This is a genomic window from Erythrobacter sp. NFXS35 (assembly GCF_040148725.1).
Taxonomy (GTDB): domain Bacteria; phylum Pseudomonadota; class Alphaproteobacteria; order Sphingomonadales; family Sphingomonadaceae; genus Erythrobacter.
The window spans coordinates 1-19,455 of record NZ_JAGDEB010000004.1 but is presented as its reverse complement, the minus strand read 5'-3'; the positions used below and the strand labels follow the sequence as shown (position 1 = coordinate 19,455).

At 64.4% G+C, this 19,455-nt stretch carries 23 protein-coding genes; 13 read left to right on the top strand and 10 right to left on the bottom strand.

Annotated elements, in window-relative coordinates; all coding sequences use genetic code 11:
- Window positions 1-80: 80 nt before the first annotated feature.
- On the top strand, window positions 81-761 hold the full coding sequence (locus tag J3454_RS15215; RefSeq protein ID WP_349514628.1) for a DUF4136 domain-containing protein: 681 nt from the start codon (window positions 81-83) through the stop codon (window positions 759-761).
- A gap of 91 nt (window positions 762-852) precedes the next feature.
- On the opposite strand, the gene dut is transcribed toward J3454_RS15215, so the two are convergent.
- From dut to J3454_RS15195, 4 genes are all read right to left on the bottom strand, one after another.
- Window positions 853-1,311 (bottom strand): dUTP diphosphatase, encoded by a 459-nt coding sequence (dut, locus tag J3454_RS15210; RefSeq protein WP_349514627.1) that lies wholly within the window; start codon window positions 1,309-1,311, stop codon window positions 853-855.
- A complete protein-coding gene (locus J3454_RS15205; protein ID WP_349514626.1) occupies window positions 1,308-2,975 on the bottom strand; it encodes a bifunctional phosphopantothenoylcysteine decarboxylase/phosphopantothenate synthase in 1,668 nt (555 codons plus the stop codon). The genes dut and J3454_RS15205 overlap by 4 nt, the downstream gene beginning before the upstream one ends.
- A 193-nt stretch (window positions 2,976-3,168) precedes the next feature.
- Entirely contained in the window at window positions 3,169-4,725 is a 1,557-nt protein-coding gene (gene ubiB / locus J3454_RS15200; RefSeq protein ID WP_349514625.1) for a 2-polyprenylphenol 6-hydroxylase, read from the bottom strand.
- Window positions 4,726-4,729: 4 nt separating this feature from the next.
- The gene (locus tag J3454_RS15195; protein ID WP_349514624.1) at window positions 4,730-5,485 is read right to left on the bottom strand and encodes a class I SAM-dependent methyltransferase; all 756 of its coding nucleotides are present in this window, start codon (window positions 5,483-5,485) and stop codon (window positions 4,730-4,732) included.
- A 57-nt stretch (window positions 5,486-5,542) separates the two neighbouring features.
- On the opposite strand from J3454_RS15195, the gene mutM reads away from it, so the two are divergent.
- The 7 genes from mutM to J3454_RS15160 all read left to right on the top strand — a co-directional run bounded on the left by mutM (window position 5,543) and on the right by J3454_RS15160 (window position 11,341).
- The gene (mutM, locus tag J3454_RS15190) at window positions 5,543-6,358 is read left to right on the top strand and encodes a bifunctional DNA-formamidopyrimidine glycosylase/DNA-(apurinic or apyrimidinic site) lyase (RefSeq protein WP_349514623.1); all 816 of its coding nucleotides are present in this window, start codon (window positions 5,543-5,545) and stop codon (window positions 6,356-6,358) included.
- Window positions 6,359-6,510: 152 nt separating this feature from the next.
- Window positions 6,511-6,771, top strand: coding sequence for a 30S ribosomal protein S20 (rpsT, locus tag J3454_RS15185; RefSeq protein WP_349514622.1), 261 nt, complete (start codon window positions 6,511-6,513; stop codon window positions 6,769-6,771).
- Between the two features lie 513 nt (window positions 6,772-7,284).
- On the top strand, window positions 7,285-8,688 hold the full coding sequence (gene dnaA / locus J3454_RS15180) for a chromosomal replication initiator protein DnaA (protein WP_349514621.1): 1,404 nt from the start codon (window positions 7,285-7,287) through the stop codon (window positions 8,686-8,688).
- A 202-nt stretch (window positions 8,689-8,890) separates the two neighbouring features.
- The gene (locus J3454_RS15175) at window positions 8,891-9,319 is read left to right on the top strand and encodes a DUF983 domain-containing protein (protein WP_349514620.1); all 429 of its coding nucleotides are present in this window, start codon (window positions 8,891-8,893) and stop codon (window positions 9,317-9,319) included.
- Window positions 9,316-10,092 carry a HesA/MoeB/ThiF family protein gene (locus J3454_RS15170; protein WP_349514619.1) on the top strand — a complete coding sequence of 259 codons (777 nt, stop codon included), beginning with the start codon at window positions 9,316-9,318 and terminating at the stop codon, window positions 10,090-10,092. Before J3454_RS15175 ends, J3454_RS15170 begins: the two co-directional genes overlap by 4 nt.
- A gap of 111 nt (window positions 10,093-10,203) precedes the next feature.
- A complete protein-coding gene (locus J3454_RS15165) occupies window positions 10,204-10,485 on the top strand; it encodes a hypothetical protein (RefSeq protein WP_349514618.1) in 282 nt (93 codons plus the stop codon).
- Between the two features lie 199 nt (window positions 10,486-10,684).
- Entirely contained in the window at window positions 10,685-11,341 is a 657-nt protein-coding gene (locus J3454_RS15160; RefSeq protein ID WP_349514617.1) for a hypothetical protein, read from the top strand.
- A gap of 13 nt (window positions 11,342-11,354) precedes the next feature.
- On the opposite strand, the gene J3454_RS15155 is transcribed toward J3454_RS15160, so the two are convergent.
- On the bottom strand, window positions 11,355-12,059 hold the full coding sequence (locus J3454_RS15155; protein ID WP_349514616.1) for an NAD-dependent deacylase: 705 nt from the start codon (window positions 12,057-12,059) through the stop codon (window positions 11,355-11,357).
- A 34-nt stretch (window positions 12,060-12,093) separates the two neighbouring features.
- Between J3454_RS15155 and dapB the strand changes: the two genes are divergently transcribed.
- From dapB to J3454_RS15135, 4 genes are all read left to right on the top strand, one after another.
- Window positions 12,094-12,828 carry a 4-hydroxy-tetrahydrodipicolinate reductase gene (dapB, locus tag J3454_RS15150; RefSeq protein ID WP_349514615.1) on the top strand — a complete coding sequence of 245 codons (735 nt, stop codon included), beginning with the start codon at window positions 12,094-12,096 and terminating at the stop codon, window positions 12,826-12,828.
- Between the two features lie 10 nt (window positions 12,829-12,838).
- Complete coding sequence (nth, locus tag J3454_RS15145) at window positions 12,839-13,501, top strand: endonuclease III (protein WP_349514614.1); 663 nt, start codon at window positions 12,839-12,841, stop codon at window positions 13,499-13,501.
- Window positions 13,502-13,550: 49 nt separating this feature from the next.
- A complete protein-coding gene (locus tag J3454_RS15140) occupies window positions 13,551-13,958 on the top strand; it encodes a hypothetical protein (protein WP_349514613.1) in 408 nt (135 codons plus the stop codon).
- Window positions 13,959-14,104: 146 nt separating this feature from the next.
- Window positions 14,105-14,536 (top strand): hypothetical protein, encoded by a 432-nt coding sequence (locus tag J3454_RS15135; protein WP_349514612.1) that lies wholly within the window; start codon window positions 14,105-14,107, stop codon window positions 14,534-14,536.
- Between the two features lie 13 nt (window positions 14,537-14,549).
- On the opposite strand, the gene J3454_RS15130 is transcribed toward J3454_RS15135, so the two are convergent.
- From J3454_RS15130 to J3454_RS15115, 4 genes are read right to left on the bottom strand one after another with little or no spacing between them, the layout of a single operon-like run.
- Window positions 14,550-15,785: a dicarboxylate/amino acid:cation symporter gene (locus J3454_RS15130; protein ID WP_349514611.1), complete on the bottom strand. Its 1,236-nt coding sequence runs from the start codon at window positions 15,783-15,785 to the stop codon at window positions 14,550-14,552.
- Between the two features lies 1 nt (window position 15,786).
- A complete protein-coding gene (dapE, locus tag J3454_RS15125; protein ID WP_349514610.1) occupies window positions 15,787-16,935 on the bottom strand; it encodes a succinyl-diaminopimelate desuccinylase in 1,149 nt (382 codons plus the stop codon).
- 57 nt (window positions 16,936-16,992) lie between these two features.
- The gene (locus tag J3454_RS15120) at window positions 16,993-17,877 is read right to left on the bottom strand and encodes a S1/P1 nuclease (RefSeq protein ID WP_349514609.1); all 885 of its coding nucleotides are present in this window, start codon (window positions 17,875-17,877) and stop codon (window positions 16,993-16,995) included.
- Entirely contained in the window at window positions 17,874-18,536 is a 663-nt protein-coding gene (locus tag J3454_RS15115; protein ID WP_349514608.1) for a glutathione S-transferase family protein, read from the bottom strand. The genes J3454_RS15120 and J3454_RS15115 overlap by 4 nt, the downstream gene beginning before the upstream one ends.
- A gap of 260 nt (window positions 18,537-18,796) precedes the next feature.
- Here J3454_RS15115 and J3454_RS15110 point away from each other — a divergent pair, with 260 nt between their 5' ends.
- The gene (locus tag J3454_RS15110; protein WP_349514607.1) at window positions 18,797-19,216 is read left to right on the top strand and encodes a VOC family protein; all 420 of its coding nucleotides are present in this window, start codon (window positions 18,797-18,799) and stop codon (window positions 19,214-19,216) included.
- A gap of 37 nt (window positions 19,217-19,253) precedes the next feature.
- On the opposite strand, the gene J3454_RS15105 is transcribed toward J3454_RS15110, so the two are convergent.
- Window positions 19,254-19,455: hypothetical protein (locus tag J3454_RS15105; protein WP_349514606.1), on the bottom strand; the 202-nt coding region annotated here is incomplete at its 5' end.

The window sequence follows — 19,455 nt, the reverse complement described above, 5'->3', positions numbered from 1 at the left end:
CCGTTCATGCCTGCGCGCTATGATCGTGCGCACAAGCCCCGGTGTCCGGTTTGCACTGGCGGCAGACCAAGGGTTGTGTCATGTACAAGTCGATGTTCCAGTTTAAATCTCTTGCCCGGATCGGGCTTCCTGTCCTTCTCGTCGCAGGCCTTGGCGCTTGTGCGACCCCGTTCAAGGCGGATGTCTCGCGCTTCGCAGTGCCGTTGCCTGCACCGCAGGGACAGACCTTCGCGGTGGTGGCGGAAGACCCGAAGCTTGCAGGCGGGCTCGAATTCGCGACCTATGCCAACGTGGTTGCATCGGAAATGCAGGAACTGGGCTATGCTCAGGCGGCCTCGCCCGAAAGCGCCGACCTGCTTGTTCGTTTCGACTATCAGGTGGATAACGGTCGCGAGCGGGTGCGCACCGATTTCAACGGCGCAGGTTTTGCCGGACCCGCCTTCGGCCCATGGGGCCCATGGGGCGGCTGGCGTGGCGGCTTCGGAGGCTGGGGCGTCGGCTTCAACGATCCGTTCTTCGGCGGCCCCAATGTCCGCAGCTACACCATCTACACCAGCGGCATCGATCTGAAGATCGATCGCGCGGTGGATGGTCAGCGCCTGTTCGAAGGCAAGGCCGAAGCGGTCTCGCGCTCCAACCGCCTGCCGCGTCTGGTGCCCAACCTGGTTGACGCAATTTTTACCGATTTTCCGGGCAATTCGGGCGAGACTCTGCGGATTACCATCCGTGATGACGAAAAGACCGTGCGCCAGGCCGATTGATGGTGTAGGCGAAACGCAACAGACCCTTGGACGGGAAAAAGAAGGCGGCGCCAGGGGATCGGCGTCGCCTTTTTTGTTGCCCGGCGCAGATCTACAGTTTGGCGTGCCCGCCGGTCGAGCCGAAGCCGCCCTCGCCCCGATCGGTCGTGTCCAGTTCAGCGACTTCGTCCCACACCGCCTGCACGACCGGGGCAAGCACCAGCTGCGCCACCCGGTCGCCGCGCTGAACCGCGAAAGGTTCGGTGCCGAGATTGATTAGGATCACCTTCAATTCGCCGCGGTAATCCGAATCGATCGTGCCGGGGGTGTTGGGCACGGTGATGCCGTGCTTGAGCGCCAAACCAGAGCGCGGACGCACCTGAATTTCGTAGCCTTGGGGAATCGCCAGTGCGAGGCCAGTGGCGACCGCGTGGCGTGCGCCCGGCGCAATCGTCACCTCCTCTGCGCTGACCACATCCATTCCGGCTGCGCCCGCTGTGGCATAGGCGGGCAGCGCCAGGCCTGCACCATGCGGCAGCCGCTTGATCTCGACGTTCACAGCTGAATTCACTCTGCCGCCTCGACATTCAGCGTCGCCGCGATCCGTTCGGCCAAGGCCATCGCCACCGCGCTCTTGGGCATTTCGTCGAGCGTTTCGATCCCGTCGGCACTGCAGATATGAACCCGGTTCATGTCGCCGCCCATCACGTCGCCCGAAACGTCGTTCGCCACGATCCAGTCGCAGCCCTTGCGCTTGCGCTTCTGCTTGGCGTTGTCGATCACATTGTCGGTTTCGGCGGCAAAGCCGATCACCAGTTCGGGCCGCTTGCCGCCGGCCGAGACATTCGCGAGGATATCCGGGTTTTCCGTCAGCATCAGCGCAGGCGGAGCCGAACCGCGCTTCTTGATCTTTTCGCCGCGATATTCCTTGGGCCGCCAATCGGCCACCGCTGCCACCATCACCGCGACATGGGCGGGCAGCGCATGCTTGACGGCCTTGGCCATGTCCTCGGCGCTTTCGACATCGATGCGTGTCACGCCAGCAGGCGTACGGAGCGCAACAGGCCCCGACACCAGCGTGACCTTGGCACCCAGCGCAGCCGCCGCAGCGGCAATCGCAAAGCCCTGCTTCCCGCTCGACCGGTTGGCGATGTAGCGCACCGGATCGATCGCTTCCCAGGTCGGCCCGGCAGTGACGAGCACATGGCGACCGGACAGCGGACGATGCCCGGCGGACAGGCCGAAATCGGCGCCTTCGGGAACATCGCCCAGTATGGTTTCGACTTCCTCAGGCACCTCGGGTGCCAGCACTTCGGGCGCGCTCTTGCGAGGGTCGACCTTGTGATTGATCGCTTCGGCATCCACCGGCGGGGCGGCATTGGCTTTACCCTTGGTCGCCAGCAAAGGCCCGCCAAGATCGGGCGCGAAGTCGGGTGCGGGCTCATCGGGCGGCGGCAGATCACCGTCTTCAGGCTCGGGCAGGTCCTGATACTCGGCCTCGATGTCCTCGTGGGTGCGCTTGGCGGTCGACCGCGGGATGATCCGTGAAAGCAACCCGCCAAGGCCGCCGCCGCCGGCAGGCGCGTTGCCGCTTGCATCGTCATCGTCGTCCTCGGGCTCGAGCGCTTCGACCTCGATCGCCTGCCGTTCGTTGGCGGGGATCCGTGCGAGTTCGGCCGCTGGCACTTCAAGCCCGAGCTGCTCGGCAATCGCGCGCCAGATCGCATCTGGCTCGGGCAGGCGGCCATAGCCGAATTCGCCGCATGCCATCGGACCTTCGTCGGGGTGCAGTACCGTCACGCCCGCTGCATCGAGCACATCGATATTGCGCTGGGTCGCCTCGTGCTCCCACATCCGTACATTCATCGCCGGCACTGCCAGCACAGGCTTGTCGGTAGCGAGAATCAGCGTGGTGGCCAGATCATCAGCAATCCCGTTCGCCATTTTGGCAATGAGATCGGCAGTCGCGGGGCAGACCACCACCAGATCCGCTTCACGCGAAAGCTGGATGTGCCCCATCTCGGCTTCGTTCTTGAGATCGAACAGGTTGGTGTAGACCTGATTCTCGCTCAACGCGGCGAGCGCCATCGGGGTGACGAATTGCTGCCCACCCTTGGTGACGACGCAGGTCACATCGCCGCCGCCCTTGCGGATCAGGCGCACCAGTTCGCACGCCTTGTAGGCCGCGATGCCGCCGCCCACGACCAGAAGGATGCGCGGGAACCTGCCCGTCATCGCCTGCCTCCGCCGTGCATGCCGATCAGTGTCATCTGTTCGAACAACTCCCATGCCGGGATCGGAAATACCGCCGGCAATCCATCCTAGACGCGCTCCGTCCCTGCGCCAAGCAGCGCGGGTGTAGTCCTGGCGCGCAGATTGGGCGCGCCGTGGTTAAGATTGCGCTTACATCGGCGCAACCGCTTTTGCCTTATCCGATCCATCCTGCGGCCATCGCACCCAGAATCGCGCCCGCGCCCGCAAGCCCTGCAACCAAATAGCCAAGCCAGCCGCGCCCCTCGCGCCTGTCGGTGATCAGCGCGATCGGAGCCAGCGGCGGGGCTTCGGGTGCGCCGCCCTTGGGCGGGAATTTCTCCTCCAGCCGCCGGATCAGGCCGGGCAGGCGCAAAAGCGTCTCGGTATCCTGTTTGATCCGCTCGGCAAGCGCGGCTTCAGGGCCGAGTTCGTCGCGAATCCACTCACGCACATAAGGCGCGGCGGTGTCCCACATGTTGATATCGGGATTGAGCTGCGTGGCGATGCCTTCAACCATCACCATCGTCTTCTGCAGCAGCAGCAGGTGCGGCTGGGTCTGCATGTCGAAATCGCGGGTAATCGCGAACAGCCCGTCGAGCATTTGGCCGACGCTGAGTTCCTTCACCGGCTTGCCGCGCATCGGCTCGCCTACCGCACGCAGGGCCGTGGCGAATTCGCCGACCGAGTGGTAGCTGGGGACATATTGCGCCTCGAAGTGAATCTCGGCGACGCGCTGGTAATTGCCGGTGGTCAGCCCGTAGAGAATCTCCGCCAGCCATTGCCGCGCCCGCCGGTCGATCCGGCCCATGATGCCGAAATCGATCGCGACGATGGTGCCGTCATCCTCCACGAACAGGTTGCCCTGATGCATGTCGGCATGAAAGAAACCGGCGCTGATTGCCTGAGTCAGGAAACTGATCACCAGCTTTTCCGACAGCGCGGGCAGATCATGACCGCGTGCGCGCAATTCCTCCAGCCGCGAAATTTTGACCCCGTCGATCCATTCGATCGTGAGCACCCGCCCATTGGTGCGGTCCCAGTCGATTGCCGGGATGCGGTAGCCGGGCACGCCCGCCATCTGTTCGGCAAGCTCGCTGGCCGAGGCAGCCTCGCGCCGCAGATCGAGTTCGGAATTGGTCCAGCGCTTGAAATTCGCAATGGTCAGACGCGGGCGCAGGCGCGTGGCCTCACTCCCCATCGCCTCGACATGGGCGGCGGCCCATTCGTAGGTCTGGATGTCGCGCGCGAACTTTTCGCGGATGCCGGGGCGCAGCACCTTGATCGCAACCTTGCGGCCATCGATGGTGACACCCTTGTGCACCTGCGCGATCGAGGCCGCGCCGACGGGATCGGGGTCGATCTCGGCGAACAGCTTTTCGATCGGCTGGCCGAAGCTGCCTTCGATCGCAGCCTTGATCTCGGCAAAGGGCACCGGCGGCAGGCTGTCCTGCAGGCTGAGGAGGTTGTCCGCCGCCTCGTCGCCCACCAGATCGGGCCGCGTGGCGAGGCTCTGCCCCAGCTTGATCGCCGCAGGGCCGATCGCGCGGAAGGCCGCCGCATATTCGCGCGGGCCGTTCTTCCCCGTCAGGGTCGCCAGCCGCGCCAGCTTGACCAGGCGGCGCAGCGTCGCAGGAGCGTTGGGATCATTCTCGATCCCAACCAGAGCGCGCCTGCGGGCAAGCGTCACGCCCCAGCGTGCAAGGCGGAGCAGGTGGACGGGAGAACTTGCCACGCGGCTAAATCTTCCACCCCGAATGTATCGCCACCAGCCCACCCATGATCGGTTCGACCCGGGTATTGGCGAAGCCCGCGCTGCGGATCGTCTGCTCGAACGCCGGCATGGGCGGGAACTTGCGGATCGATTCGGCGAGGTAGCGATAAGAATCCGCATCGCCTGCAATCATCTGCCCCATGCGCGGCAGCAGGTGTTCGGAATAGACATCATATGCCTCTCTCAGCCCCGACCATTCGACGGTCGAGAACTCAAGGCAGAAGAACCGGCCGCCGGGCTTCAGCACGCGGTGCGCCTCGGCCAGCGCGCGGTCGATATGGGTGACGTTGCGGATGCCAAAGGCGATGGTGTAGGCATCGAAGGTGTTCGCCGGAAAGCTGACCGTTTCGGCATTCTGGCAGGTGAAGACGAGCGTACCGTCTTCCTCGCCAAGCCCGCGCTCCAGCGCGCGTTCCGCGCCCACGTCCAGCATATCCTGATTGATGTCAGCCACAGTGATATGCGCGCCGCGCTCCGCCAGGCGGAAGGCGATGTCGCCGGTGCCGCCCGCCATATCGAGGATCTGTTCGCCCGCCTGCGGCTTGACCCGCTTGACGAAGCGATCCTTCCACAGCCGGTGCATCCCACCCGACATCGCGTCGTTCATGATGTCGTATTTGCGGGCGACGCTGGAGAAGACTTCGCCCACCTTGCGGGTTTTTTCCTGGGGAGTGACCTGGGTGTAACCGAAGGAGACGGTTTCGTCGGTAGTTTCGCTCATGCCGGGTTCCCTAGAGACAATTGCTGCCGAGGCAAAGGGTGATACAGGCGTAATATCATGCCTGAATTACCTGAAGTCGAAACAACCGTCCGTGGCCTTGCAAAGTTCCTCGAAGGCGAGCGAATCACGCGCGTTCAGCTAAACCGCGCCAACCTGCGCCGCCCCTTCCCCGCCGATCTGGTGCAGGTGATGACCGGCGCGCAGGTGACGGGGCTTTCGCGGCGGGCGAAATATGGCCTGATCCATCTTGATCGGGACGCGACCATGATCTTCCATCTCGGCATGAGCGGGCGCTGGCGGATCGATCCCGAGAGCCCTGACACCCATGATCACCTGCTGCTGGAGACGGCGGCGCACCGCTTCGCGCTGTGCGATCCCCGCCGGTTCGGCTCGGTCGATCTGATGGGCACGGACGCGCTCGATACATGGCCGCAATTCGCTGCGCTCGGCCCTGAACCGCTGGGGCCGGGTTTGACAGCGGCACATCTGAGAGCCGCGCTCCGGGGCAAGGTGCAATCGATCAAGCTGTGCCTGCTCGACCAGCGGATCGTGGCTGGCTTGGGCAATATCTATGTGTGCGAGGCGTTGTGGCGCGCGGGTATCCGTCCGACCAAATCGGCGGGCAAGGTCACGGGTCCGCAACTGGCGCGGCTGGTGCCCGCGATTGTCGCCGTGCTCGAAGCATCGATCCGGGACGGCGGCTCGACCTTGCGCGACTATGCCCGACCCGACGGGGAACTGGGCTATTTCGCCAGTTCGTTCGATGTCTACGGGCGCGAGGGTGAGGAATGCCGCCGCAAGGATGGCGGCATTATCCGCCGCATCGCGCAGGGCGGGCGCAGCACGTGGTATTGCCCGGTGTGTCAGAAGTAAGGGAGAATCGTTGACCTTGCGCGCGCTTCGCACTATGCGCGCTGCTTTCCGGTGGCCGGGCCATGCGCTCGCTCGCCCGTTTTCGACTAACCCGATGCAATTTCCCGGTCGCGTCCCAGCGGCCCGAACCAAACGCGAGACAGACACGAATTATGGCCAACACGCCGCAAGCCAAGAAGCGCATCCGCCGCAACACCGCCCGTGCCGAGATCAACGGTGCGCGCATCAGCCGCATCCGCAGCTTCATCAAGCGGGTCGAATCGGCCTGTGAAGCGGGTGACAAGGAAGCGGCCGCCGAGGCGCTGAAGGCGGCCCAGCCCGAAATGGCTCGCGGCGTTGCGCGCGGCGTGCTGCACAAGAACACCGTGGCCCGTAAGCTCTCGCGTCTGACGCGCCGAGTCGCCACGCTCTGATTCGTTTTTGACGCGACCCGCAGGCGTCTGGATAGGCGTATTTACGGGTTGCCATGGGTAGGAAATCGGCAAGAGGCCGCGCTCACACAGCGCGGCCTTTTTCGTTTGTGACAATTGCGGCAGACGCAATGCTGACAAATGTCAGGATTCTCCACGATTCGCGGGCCTGAAACCGTGTTTTCCTATATAAACCAACGACATGAACGCACGTCTGCGGGGTAGCGCCGAGTCAACAGGAATATTTCACTTTTTTTAAAACTGCGCGCTTGCGCAAATGTGCAGAGCGCCCTTAACTCACGGCTCACCCGGGGCGGGACAGCCCAGGTTCAAACAGACTGGTCGAATGGGGACCCTTCGAGGCACGCGTTTCGAAGGGGGCGCTGTTGTGACTTGTGGGGCAATAAGAATGCGGCTGCGAACTACGGTCACGCAGCGCCAGAGCGGATTGGGGAATAGCTTGTGCACAGGATCGACAAGGCGCGGAACACGCGCCGCCCTGCGGATGATGATCTGATGGAAGATTCCGAAGCGGTAAACCTTGCCGCGGACTGGGCCGACATCAGCCAGGGGCTACGCAAGGACCTCGGCCATCAGCTGCACAGCCAGTGGATCAAGCCGATCCAGCTTGGCAGCCTCAACCGCGATACCGGCTCGCTCGATCTCTACCTCCCCACCGAGTTCTCGGCCAACTGGGTGCGCGACCGGTTCCATGACCGGCTGCAACTGGCGTGGAAGATTGCCCGCAACGAAGTGCGGTTGGTCAACATCATGGTGCACCCGGGCCGCCGCCAATTGCCCGATCTCCGGCTCGACGATGGACGCCGCCCCGCCAATGATGGTGCGAGCACGATCGCGGTCGCGGCGGGGACCTTGTCGGATTCGGGCTTCACTTCATCGGTCGGGCTCGATCCGTCACTGACTTTCGCCGCGTTTGTAACGGGCGAGGCCAACGTCCTCGCCTGTAACGCCGCGCAGCGCATGGCCGCGCTGGAACAGCCGCAATTCTCGCCGCTCTACCTCAAGGCGGCGACCGGACAAGGCAAGACCCACCTGCTGCACGCAATCGGCCACTCTTATCTGCAGGCGCACCCGCGAGCACGCATCTTCTACTGTTCGGCCGAACGCTTCATGGTCGAATTCGTGCAGGCGCTGAAATCCAGCCAGACCATCGAATTCAAGGCGCGGCTGCGCAGTTTCGATCTGCTGCTGGTGGACGATATCCAGTTCATCATCGGCAAGGCGAGCGCGCAGGAAGAACTGCTCTACACCATCGATGCGCTGCTGGCGGAAGGCAAGCGGCTGGTGTTCGCCGCCGACCGCGCACCGCAGGCGCTGGACGGGGTCGAACCGCGCCTGCTCAGCCGGTTGTCGATGGGGCTGGTGGCCGATATCCAGCCCGCTGACATCGAATTGCGCAAGAAGATCCTGGTGTCCAAGCTGGTGCGCTTTGCCCCGCTGGATGTGCCGGCCGATGTCGTCGAATTCCTCGCTCGCACCATCATCCGCAATATCCGCGAGCTGGTCGGCGGGCTGAACAAGCTGATCGCCTATGCTCAGCTGACCGGGCAGGAGGTGTCGCTGCAACTCGCCGAGGAACAGCTGACCGACATCCTCTCGGCCAACCGCCGCCGGATCACGATCGATGAGATCCAGCGCACGGTCTGCCATTTCTACCGCATCGATCGCGCGGAAATGAGCAGCAAGCGGCGCGCCCGCGCCGTGGTGCGTCCGCGGCAGGTGGCGATGTATCTGTCCAAGGTGCTGACCCCGCGATCCTACCCCGAAATCGGGCGCAAGTTCGGCGGGCGCGATCACTCCACAGTGATCCACGCGGTGCGCCTGATCGAAGACCTGCGCACCCGCGATGCCGACATGGACGGCGATGTGCGCAGCCTGCTGCGCCAGCTGGAGAGCTAAGGGCGCATTCCCACCCCTCCCCGATACCCGCCCCGGCCATTGAGCCGAGGGCAGGCGGGAGGGGAGCGAGGCCAACCGAGCCGCAGGCGAAATTGGTCGCACCGGGGTGGGCCTCCGCTGCACACAAGAATTCACCACACTTTCGACAGGCTGATCCACAGGCCTGTCGACAGGCGGCGCACAGGTTGTAAACAGCCTGTCCATGCACGCTCCACCACTTTCTCCCGACCAGATCGACTTGCCTTCCGGGTGGATTCCCGCGCTGGTGCGAGGCGCGAAGGGACGGTGCCCGCGGTGCGGCGCGGCGGCACTGTTCCGCCAATGGCTGAAGCCGGTGGATGCCTGCCCGCATTGCCTATGCGACTGGTCGGTGCAGCAGGCCGACGACTTTCCCGCCTATATCGGCATCTTCGTGGTCGGCCACCTTCTCGCGCCGGTCGTGATTGCGATGATCGGCACCTTCGGGATGTCCGCCTGGGCCACGCTGGCGATCATTCTGCCGCTGGCGGTGGTCTTGCTGCTGATCATGCTCCAGCCGACCAAGGGCGCAGTGATCGGCTTCCTTTGGTGGCACGGCATCGGCGCGTTCCGGCAGGAACGGCGGGCAGCCTCGCCCGAGAACCAGCCGTGAGCCTGCCTCCTCCGCTGTCACCGGCGCGGCTCGATCGCTTCGCCCGCCACATCGTGCTGCCCGAAATCGGCGGCGCGGGGCAGGTGAAACTGGCGGCGAGCCATGTCGCGATCATCGGTCTGGGCGGGATCGGCTCCCCGGCGCTGCAATACCTCGCGGCAAGCGGAATCGGCAGGCTGACTCTGGTCGATGACGACGTGGTCGATACCTCGAACCTGCAGCGCCAGACCATCTTCACCACCCGCGATATCGGCTACGGCAAGGCGGTGTCCGCGCGGCGCTGGCTCGCCAATTTCGACGATACGCTAAGCGTGGACGTATCCGATACGCGGATCACGCCCGACAACGCGGCGGGCCTGATTGCAGGCGCGGATCTGGTGCTCGACGGCACCGACAATTTCGCCACCCGCCTCGCCGTATCGGATGCCTGCGTGGCGGCGGGGATCCCCCTGCTCTCGGCCGCGGTGGGCCGGTTTCAGGGACAGGTCGCGGCCTTTGCCGGGCACGTGCGGGGGCAGCCATGCTATCGCTGCTTCGTCGGCGATGCCTTCGATGCCGAGGATTGCGATACCTGCGCCGACGACGGGATGCTGGGCGCGATGGCCGGGTGGGCGGGCAGCCTCGCCGCCCTGCAAGCGATAAAGGTGCTGCTGTCGGGGGTGAGCGGATTGGGCGATCCGGGCTGGGGGCGGCTGCACATCCTCGACGGGCTGGCGCCGGGAATGCGCACCATCCGCATAGTCGAAGATTCGACCTGCAAGACCTGCGCATAACGGCTCGTCCCGTCGCGGAGCCGCCACGGCGCGGCACGTAATCCGTTGCCGAGCGGAACATTCCCGCGCCTGCCGGGCTGATTAAGCACCTAGCAAAAGGAGGCTTGATCGATGAATTTCAATTTCGAATGGGATATCGTCATGACCCTCGCGCTGTTCACGATCGGAACTGTGCTGGTGTACGGCGTGGTTTCGTTGCTGCGCACCAAGAAAGCGCAGGATCACCACGATGACGCGGCGGTGGCGAAGCGCGAACGCCAGCAACTCGCGGAGGGAAAGCGCGACGTGCGCCCGACCACGCCGCACGAGGAGATGAAGGACAAATCCGGACGCAGCTGGAGCGAGGAACGCGGAGCGAACCCCCCGGCGCCCACGAAACTACCGCCGGACTAAGCACTTCGCCCAACCTGGTCCGAGCCGGCAGACTCGCCAAACCGCGGTCCGACGCAAGGTCGCACATCTGCCGCAGCGGTCACCGGCACCAATCCCCCTGCGGGATTGCTTGTGCTGGCGACGTGACAGCCCGATTTTCCCGCAGTTCGCGATATGGTACCCATGGCCCGGGCGCTGTTGAGGGAGCCATGACGGGGATATGCAAACACTCGAATCGCGAATCGCCTCGCTTGAACGCAGCAACCGACTTCTCGCGCGTGGTGCGGCAGCGCTTGTTTTGGGCATGGTCGGCGTGGCGTTGTGGAGCGCGTCGCCCGCCCAATCCGAAACCCGCACGGCCGGCGCAGACGTCTTAAGGGTAAGGATGCTGGAAATCGTCGATGCACAAGGTACGGTTCGCGTGCGCGTAGGAAGCAATCTTCCTGATGCTGTCATCGATGGCAAGACAATCGGTCGCGGCAATGAGAGCGTTGCCGGTATCATGCTTTATGACGGCACCGGACAGGAACGTGGCGGATATGTCACCTTCGAACCGTCAGGAAATATCGGTCTCACCCTCGATAGCCGAAAGGGGCAGGTGGCGCTGTTTGCCGCCGGTCCTGACGAAGGTGCAACGCTGCGGCTCTGGAACGGCGAGGAGGCGATCGAGTTGCGGGCGGACTCGGACGGTTCACGGCTGACATCGGTTGCGGGCGGCACGGTGACACTGCAATTGCCCGCCATCGCAAAGGTCGGCGAACCAGCCTGCAATGCTTACCGCGAAGCGCGAGCCGACGGGTACCCCGCAGAGGAAATCGCGGAAGCCTGCAGCGCCCGGTTCCCGGTAGAATTATGCCGGCAATGTCTCGCGGAATGAACAACGCGGCGCATCAGCGAGGTCGGAGCATCTCCTCGACCCATGCCGGTACCAGCGTGCCCGCTGGTCCCAGCCGCGATTCATGGAACAGGCGCGAACCTTCGCTGGGTTCGAGATTGAGTTCGAGCGTGCGCGCACCGCTCGCCCGGGCTTCCTGAACGAACCCTGCCGCGGGATAGACCGCCCCGCTCGTGCCGATGCTGACGAACAGGTCGCAGGCCTCCAGCGCGGCATAAATCCGCCCCATCTGATACGGCATCTCACCGAACCACACGATATCCGGACGCAGAGTCGGCGCGCGGCACACCGGGCATGGGGGGCGCTGCTGCATGGCCGCGTCCCAGCGCGAGCGGATTTCGCATGATGTGCATAAGGCGCTTTTGAGTTCCCCATGCATGTGCAGCACCCGCGCGGCGCCCCCGCGTTCGTGCAGATCGTCGACATTCTGCGTCACCAGCAGCACTTCGCCTCGAAACTCATGCTCCAGCCGCGCCAGCGCGGTGTGCGCCGGGTTGGGCTCGGCGCGCGCCAGCGCCGCGCGCCGCATATCGTAGAACCCCAGCACCAGATCGGGGTTGCTCGCAAAGCCTTCGGGTGTGGCCACGTCCTCGATTCGGTGCTGTTCCCACAGGCCGCCTGCAGCGCGAAAGGTGTCGATCCCGCTCTCTGCGGAAATGCCTGCGCCTGTCAGGATGACGATGCGTTTAATCTCTGCCATGACGCCATCAAACATGATCGGTGGAGGCGAGGCAATGACGCAGGTGCAATTCGGGGTCATCGGGTACAAGGGCCGCATGGGGCAGGCGCTGGAAGCGGCGATTGTCGAGGCCGGTCATGCCATGTGCATCGGCGTGGATGCGGGCGGGAACATCGGCCCGCTGGCGGGCCAGTGCGATGTGCTGGTCGATTTTTCCGCGCCCGAGGCGCTCAGCGCCAATCTCGGCGCGGCGCGGGTGGCGGGCATTCCGATCGTGGTCGGCACGACCGGCCTCGGCGAGGCGGAGTTCGTGCTGCTGGCCGATGCGGCGAAGGCCGTGCCGGTGCTGCAATCGGGCAATTTCTCGCTCGGCGTCACGCTGATGGCGCATCTGGTGCGAGAAGCCGCGGCACGGCTCGGCCCCGACTGGGATATCGAGGTGCTGGAGATGCATCACCGGCAAAAGGTCGATGCGCCGTCGGGCACTGCCAAACTGCTGGGCAAAGCGGCGGCGGAGGCGCGCCGGATCGATCTTGCCAGCAATATGGAGAGCGGGCGCCACGGGATGACCGGCGCGCGCCGGGAGGGCACAATCGGCTTTGCTACCCTGCGCGGCGGGACCGTGGCAGGCGAACACAGCGTGATTTTCGCAGGGCCGGAAGAACGCCTGACCCTGTCGCACTCAGCCGAAAACCGCATGATCTTCGCGCGCGGCGCCGTGAAGGCAGCGGCGTGGCTGACGGGTAAGCCTGCGGGGCGGTACACCATGAACGATATGCTGGGGCTGTGACGCGGCCGGCATGACCAAGGACCAGATCTTCGAATTCTTCCGCCGTCTGGCCGAGGATAATCCTTCGCCCCAGACCGAGCTGGAATATGGCAATGCCTATCAGCTGCTGGTCGCCGTGACGCTATCCGCGCAGGCGACCGACGTGGGCGTGAACAAGGCGACCCGCGCGCTATTCGCGCGAGTGCAGACCCCGCAACAGATGGTCGATCTTGGCGAGGAAGGCCTGAAGGCGCACATCAAGACCATCGGCCTGTTCAATTCCAAGGCCAAGAACGTGATCGCGCTCAGCCGCATTCTAGTGGACGAACATGGCGGCGAGGTTCCTGACACTCGCGACGCGCTTACCCGCCTGCCCGGCGTCGGGCGCAAGACCGCCAATGTCGTGCTCAATTGCTGGTTCGGGCAGGAAACCTTCGCGGTCGACACCCACATCTTCCGACTCGGCAACCGCACCGGCATGGCCAAAGGCAAAACCCCGGAGCAGGTCGAAGCCAAGCTCGAAAAGCGCGTTCCCCAGCCGTTCCGCCGCGATTCGCACCACTGGATGATCCTGCACGGCCGCTATGTCTGCAAGGCGCGCACCCCGGAATGCTGGCGCTGCTCGGTCGTTGATCTATGCAGCTATCGCAAGAAGGTGTTACACGATCCGCGTGGGGGCAAACACAGCGACTGACGCTGGCCGGTGGGCACAGCGTTTCGCCGACGGAAGGATGCCCGAGCCCATGCGAACACCACTTTCCCTGATCGCTCTGACCCTGCTGGCCGCAGGCTGTGCGCCGGTCGAGCGCGATCCCGATGCCGATCCGGCCGCCGGCGCCCCTGCGGTAAAGGTGCTGGGCGAGGCACAGTCCTGCATCAACCGCAACCAGATCCGCCAGACCCGGGTACAAACCGATCAGGTGATCGATTTCGAGATGCGCGGCGGCGATATCTATCGCAACGTCCTGCCCAATCGCTGCCCCGGCTTGGCGATTGAAAGGGCCTTCACCTACAACACCAGTATCGACCAGTTGTGCAGCCCTGAGATCATTTACGTGCTGCAGAACATCGGCGGCGTGCCGCAGCGCGGCGCGGGATGCGGGCTGGGCCAGTTCATGCCGGTCGAATATGTGAACAATGGCCAGGGCTGAGCCGCACAAGACCTCGCTTCGTTCATCGCGCATTAAGCAAATTCCTGTTTATCTTCATGCCGTTGCGTGATCGGGCGCGTTCCCGAGAAGGCGCGGGCAAGGAGGGTCGCATGCGACGCGGATCATGGGTGTTAAGAGCGGGTGCGTTGCTGGCTGTGGGGGCAAGTGTCGTCACGGCCAACGCGGCTGCCGGAAAGTGGGCGAATTCGCCGACCCCTCTCACAACCCTGCTGATGCAGCATGACGCGCCCGTCGATTTTATGGTCTCCGGCGAGCCGAAAGCTTGCATCGGTACCAGCAACGCGTCCTATCTCGTCATCAACGACCGACAGGTCCTGTTCGAGCGTCAGGGCAAGGTCTTCCTCAACGATCTTGCCAAGCGCTGCCCCGGTCTGCGCCGCGAGCGTGAAGAAGGTGTTCCCGGCATCAGTGCCGTCAACACGACGATCTGCGCTGGTCAAGCGATCAGGCTGAACTACGATCGCGGTTCGGGACCAGCTCTTTGCCTGCTCGGCGAATTTGTCCCTGTCCAAATCGCGGCCACCGGCAGCGCGGACGCCGCGCCGCAAACCGAGTAGATCTCAAACTTGCCTACACATCATCCGCACTGACCAGTTCGGCAGTGTCGAGTTCGCCCGTCAGGCTCGCGACGGTAACGGCCACAGCCGCATCGCCGGTGATGTTGGTGGTGGTGCGCATCATATCCATGATCCGGTCAACGCCTGCGACGAAGGCGATGGTTTCCAGCGGCACGTTCACCGCGCTGAACACCAGCGCCATCATGATCAGGCCCGCTCCGGGAATGCCCGCCGCGCCAACCGCGCCCAGCGTGCCGAGCAGCGCGATCATGCCGTAATCGCCCCAGCTGAGGTCCACGCCGAAGATCTGCGCGCCGAACAGCGTGGCAAGGCCGAGATACATCGCGGTGCCGTTCATGTTCACCGTCGCGCCGAGGCTGATGACGAAGCTGGCGACCGATTTCGACACGCCGAGGTTGCGCTCGGCACAGCGCAAGGTGACCGGCAGCGTCGCGTTGGAGCTGGCGGTGGAATAGCTGACCGCAATCGCATCGATCATGCCGCGGAAGAACCCGATCAGCGGCACCTTGGCGATAAACTTGATCATCGCGCCGTAGATCAGCGCGATAATCAGGAAGCAGCCGAAATAGTTGAGGAACACCAGCTTGCCGAGCGCTGCGAGCGCATCGAAGCCGAGCGTCCCTGCCACCCAAGCCATCAGCGCAAAGACGCCGAACGGAGTCAGCTCCATCACGATCATCGTGACTTTCTGCATCACCACAGAGCCGCTTTCGAAGATCTTGAGCGCAGGCTCACCGTCTTCCTTGGCCATCAGGATGCCGATCCCGATCAGCAGCGAGAACACGATCAGCGGCAGCACGTTGACGTCCGCCATCACCTGCACCGGGCTTTGTGGGATCATTTCGAGCAGCATTTCGCGCCAGCTCGTCTCGGTCGGTTCGGGCGCCGCTCCTAGGGTCAGCGCGGAGGTATCCACGCCCAGTCCGGGCGCAACCAATGTGCCCAGCGTCAGGCCGAGCCACACCGAGATTTGCCCAGTCACCACGAACAGCAACATCGCCCGCCAGCCGACAGAGCCGAGCTTGCGCAGATCGCCGATACTGGCGACGCCCGCGACCAGACTGAAGAAGATCAGCGGCACCACCAGCATCTTGATGAAGGCGACGAACACATCGCCGATGATCTTGATGCTCTCCGCCCCCGGCCCCCACAGCCGCCCGACTATGATGCCGAGGATCAGCGCCGCGATGACGCGTTGCCACAGGGGGATGCGCAGCCAGGTGCTCAAATCACTGTCCTTCCTTCAGCGCCAGCGCGGCGCGCGCGATGCGGGTATAGATGCGGGCCAGCACGGCGAGATCGGGGATCGCCACCGCCTCGTCACGCTTGTGCATGGTCGCGTTGCACAGGCCGAATTCGATCACCGGGCAGACGGAGCGCAGAAACCGCGCATCCGACGTGCCGCCGCTGGTGGAGAGTTCGGGGGTAATGCCGGTCTCGGCCTCGACCGCAGCCGAAACCATCGCGGAAAACGCGCCCGGCTCGGTCAGGAACGGCTCGCCCGAAATCACCGGGCGCGCGTGCCCGCCATGCTGTTCGGCAATCGCCATGACGCGCTCGGACAGGCTTGTCCCGGTGTGCAGATCGTTGAAGCGGATCGAAATACGCGCCTGCCCCTGCGCCGGGATCACGTTGTGCGCGCGGTTGGGGGCGGTGATTTCGGTGATTTCGAGATTGGACGGCTGGAACCACGCCGTACCGGTATCGAGTGTGAGTGCGTCCAGCTCGCCGAGGATCGCCACCAGTTTCGGCAGCGGATTATCGGCGAGGTGGGGATAGGCCACGTGGCCCTGCGTGCCGTCAGCCGTGATGAAGATGTTGACCGAGCCCCGCCGCCCGATCTTGACCATGTCGCCAAGGCGGTTGACCGAAGTAGGCTCGCCGACAAGGCACAGATCGGGCGCGTGCCCCTCGGCAGCCATGTAGTCGATCAGCGCGCGGGTGCCGTGCAGCGCCGGGCCTTCCTCGTCACCGGTGATGATGAAGCTGATCGTGCCCGCTTCGGCAGGCACCTCGGCAACGGCGGCGACCATCGCGGCAATCGCGCCCTTCATGTCCACCGCGCCGCGCCCGTGCAGCAGTTCGCCGCGCACTTGCGGCACGAACGGATCGCTGCCCCAACCCTCGCCCGGCGGGACGACATCGAGGTGGCCGGCGAACGCGAAGTGCCTTGATCCCGGCGGGCCGGTGCGAATGGCAAACAGGTTTTCGACCGGTGCTTCGTCGCTGCCCTCTGCTCCCTCGCCGTGCGTGAAGCGGTGCACCACGAACCCGAGCGGGCCAAGCATCGCTTCCAATTCATCGAACACTCCGCCGGTTGCAGGCGTCACGGACGGCGCGGCAATCAGGCGCTTGGCAAGGTCGAGCGGATCGGTCATTCGTGCAACGGGGTAGCAGCGTGCCGCCACAGTGCAAGCCGCGCCGGAGCGCTTTGTCTAGTCACCACGCTGCCGCTCCTCGACCACCAGCGGCCCCGGCGCAAATGCGCTTTCCAGCAGATCGGCAATGCGGATGCCGGCCTGCTGCACGCGCCGCTTGGCGATCGGCACGCCTGCGACGATGTCTTCCTGGCTGAGCGCGGTTTCCTTGGGCAGCGGCGCAGCGCACACATTATCGGTGTCAAAGGCGGTCGGGTAAACGAAACCGCGTGCGATCTCCCAGCTTTCGCGGCCCCAGTCATCGGGCGTGCCGCCGCCGAGGTCTGCGCGCTCGGCAGGCGCATAGCGCCTCACCACCGGGTCAGCCGGATCGCTGATTGCGCGTTCGGCCAGCGCGCCGTCCCAGATGCTGTGCAGGTTCAGCCCCGGCTTGATCCCGTAGGCGGCCTCGCGGTCGTTCCCGCCGCGGTCTTCGTTGTCGCCCGAATGCAGCGGCATGTGCACATCGCCTGCAAAATGCACCATGAAGGCCAGCGCTTCCAGCCGGATCGCGGCAGGCAGGCTTTCATCGGCGAGAATGCGGTGCGCCCGCGTGATCTGCGCGGTGACGCAATTGCCGCCGGAACAATTCGCACGCGGATTGAAAGCCTCGCAGATCGGCGCCGTGCGGTAATGCCACGCGGCGGTATAGCCCCAGCGCCATCCTTCGCGCCGCACGCAATCGGGCCACACGCTCGCATCCTCGATGCTTTTCAGCGGACATTCGGGCGTGCCGAGCGCCTGTTCGGAACGCAGCAGCCGCGCGATCTTGGCGCGGGCTTCAGGCGAGATATTGGCCTCGGCGATTTCGGCGGTCTTGCGGTGGGCGTAGAAGCCCCACGCCTGCACGGGCGCGGGCAGCATCACGATCAGCGCCAGCAGCGCGGCGATGGCGGCTCTCATGCGATTTGCTCGTATTGTTCGATCACCCATTGTTCGTCCTCGGCCGCGCTGGTCCATTCGCGCATCCATTCATGTTCCATAATCGCCTGCATATAGGCCTGCGCGAAGCCCGGAACGCCGATGCCGTAGGTGGCGAAGCGGGTCACCACCGGAGCATAGAATATGTCGGCCGCGCCGAAGGTTCCGAACAGATAGGGGCCGGCATTGCCGTACCGCGCGCGGGCTTCGGCCCACAGGGTCAGGATCCGCACGATATCGTGCCGGGTCTGGTCCGACACCTCTGCCAGATCGACCCGGCGGCGGATGTTCATCGGCATTTCCTTGCGCAAGGAGAGATAGCCCGAATGCATTTCCGCCACCATCGCGCGGGCCATCGCGCGGGCGGCCTCGTCACGCGGCCAGAACCGTTCGCGCCCGACCTTGTCGGCGAGGTATTCCAGAATCGCCAGGCTATCCCACACCACCGCGTTGCCATCCCACAGGATCGGCACCTTGCCGCTGGACGGCTGCACTTCGCCCATGTCGTGCTTCAGCCGGTCCCATTCCTCGCCCATGATGGGCACGGTCAGTTCCTCGAATTGGAGGCCCGATTGCTTCGCCGCGAGCCAGCCGCGCAAGGACCAGCTTGAATAGTTCTTGTTACCGATGATCAGTTTCATTGCATGCCCGCTCCACCTTGCCTGGCGATCCGGCCCTAACCGTTCATCCCGGCGCTGTCGACGCTGAACGGGGAGACACATGAGACACTGTCCAGAAGGCGAAACCGGCCCCCTGCGAAGTCGCTGGAGCGCGGTGTCGAATTCTTCCCGAGTCATCGGGCGGGCGGTGTGCGGCGACATGGCGGCAGCGGGGCTGGCAGATCGCGAACGGGTAGGAAAACCGTTTTCACTGGGCCGCCGCACACGCTATGAACGCAAGGATGACCCTGCCCCCGTTCCACCTCGCCTTTCCCGTCGATGATCTTGCCGCCGCGCGCGCATTCTACGGCGAGGCGATGGGCTGCGCCGAGGGGCGTTCATCGGCCGAGTGGATCGATTTCGATTTCCACGGCCACCAGATCGTCGCCCACCTCGCACCGGGGCAGGCGGGCGACCGGGCGAATACCCATGTCGACGGCCACGGCGTGCCGGTGCCGCATTTCGGGTTGGTGCTGTCGATGGACAAGTGGCAAGCGCTGTCAGAACGCCTGCGCGCAGCCGGCACCGCCTTCGTGATCGAGCCGACCATCCGCTTCAAGGGCCAGCCGGGCGAGCAGGCCACGATGTTCCTGCGCGACCCGTCAGGCAATGCGCTGGAGTTCAAGGCATTCGCCGATATGGGGCAGCTGTTCGCAAGCTGAGGTTTGCGCACGATTGCAGGCGAGCAGTTGCAGTGCGTCAGGTCGTTTTTTGGGCTGAAGAATCAGCGTCGGCTTTGAACCCCGCCGGAGCAAAAAGCTGCCGTTCAGCAAACGACCCCTTTGCGGCCGCTCGCAGTATGGGCGCAAGCGTGCCGCATTGGTTGTATTTGCCCCCTAATTGCGGCAACGTAAGTCCCGAGAAAAGGGTGCGAGATTGATGAAAGTTCTGGTCATCGGAG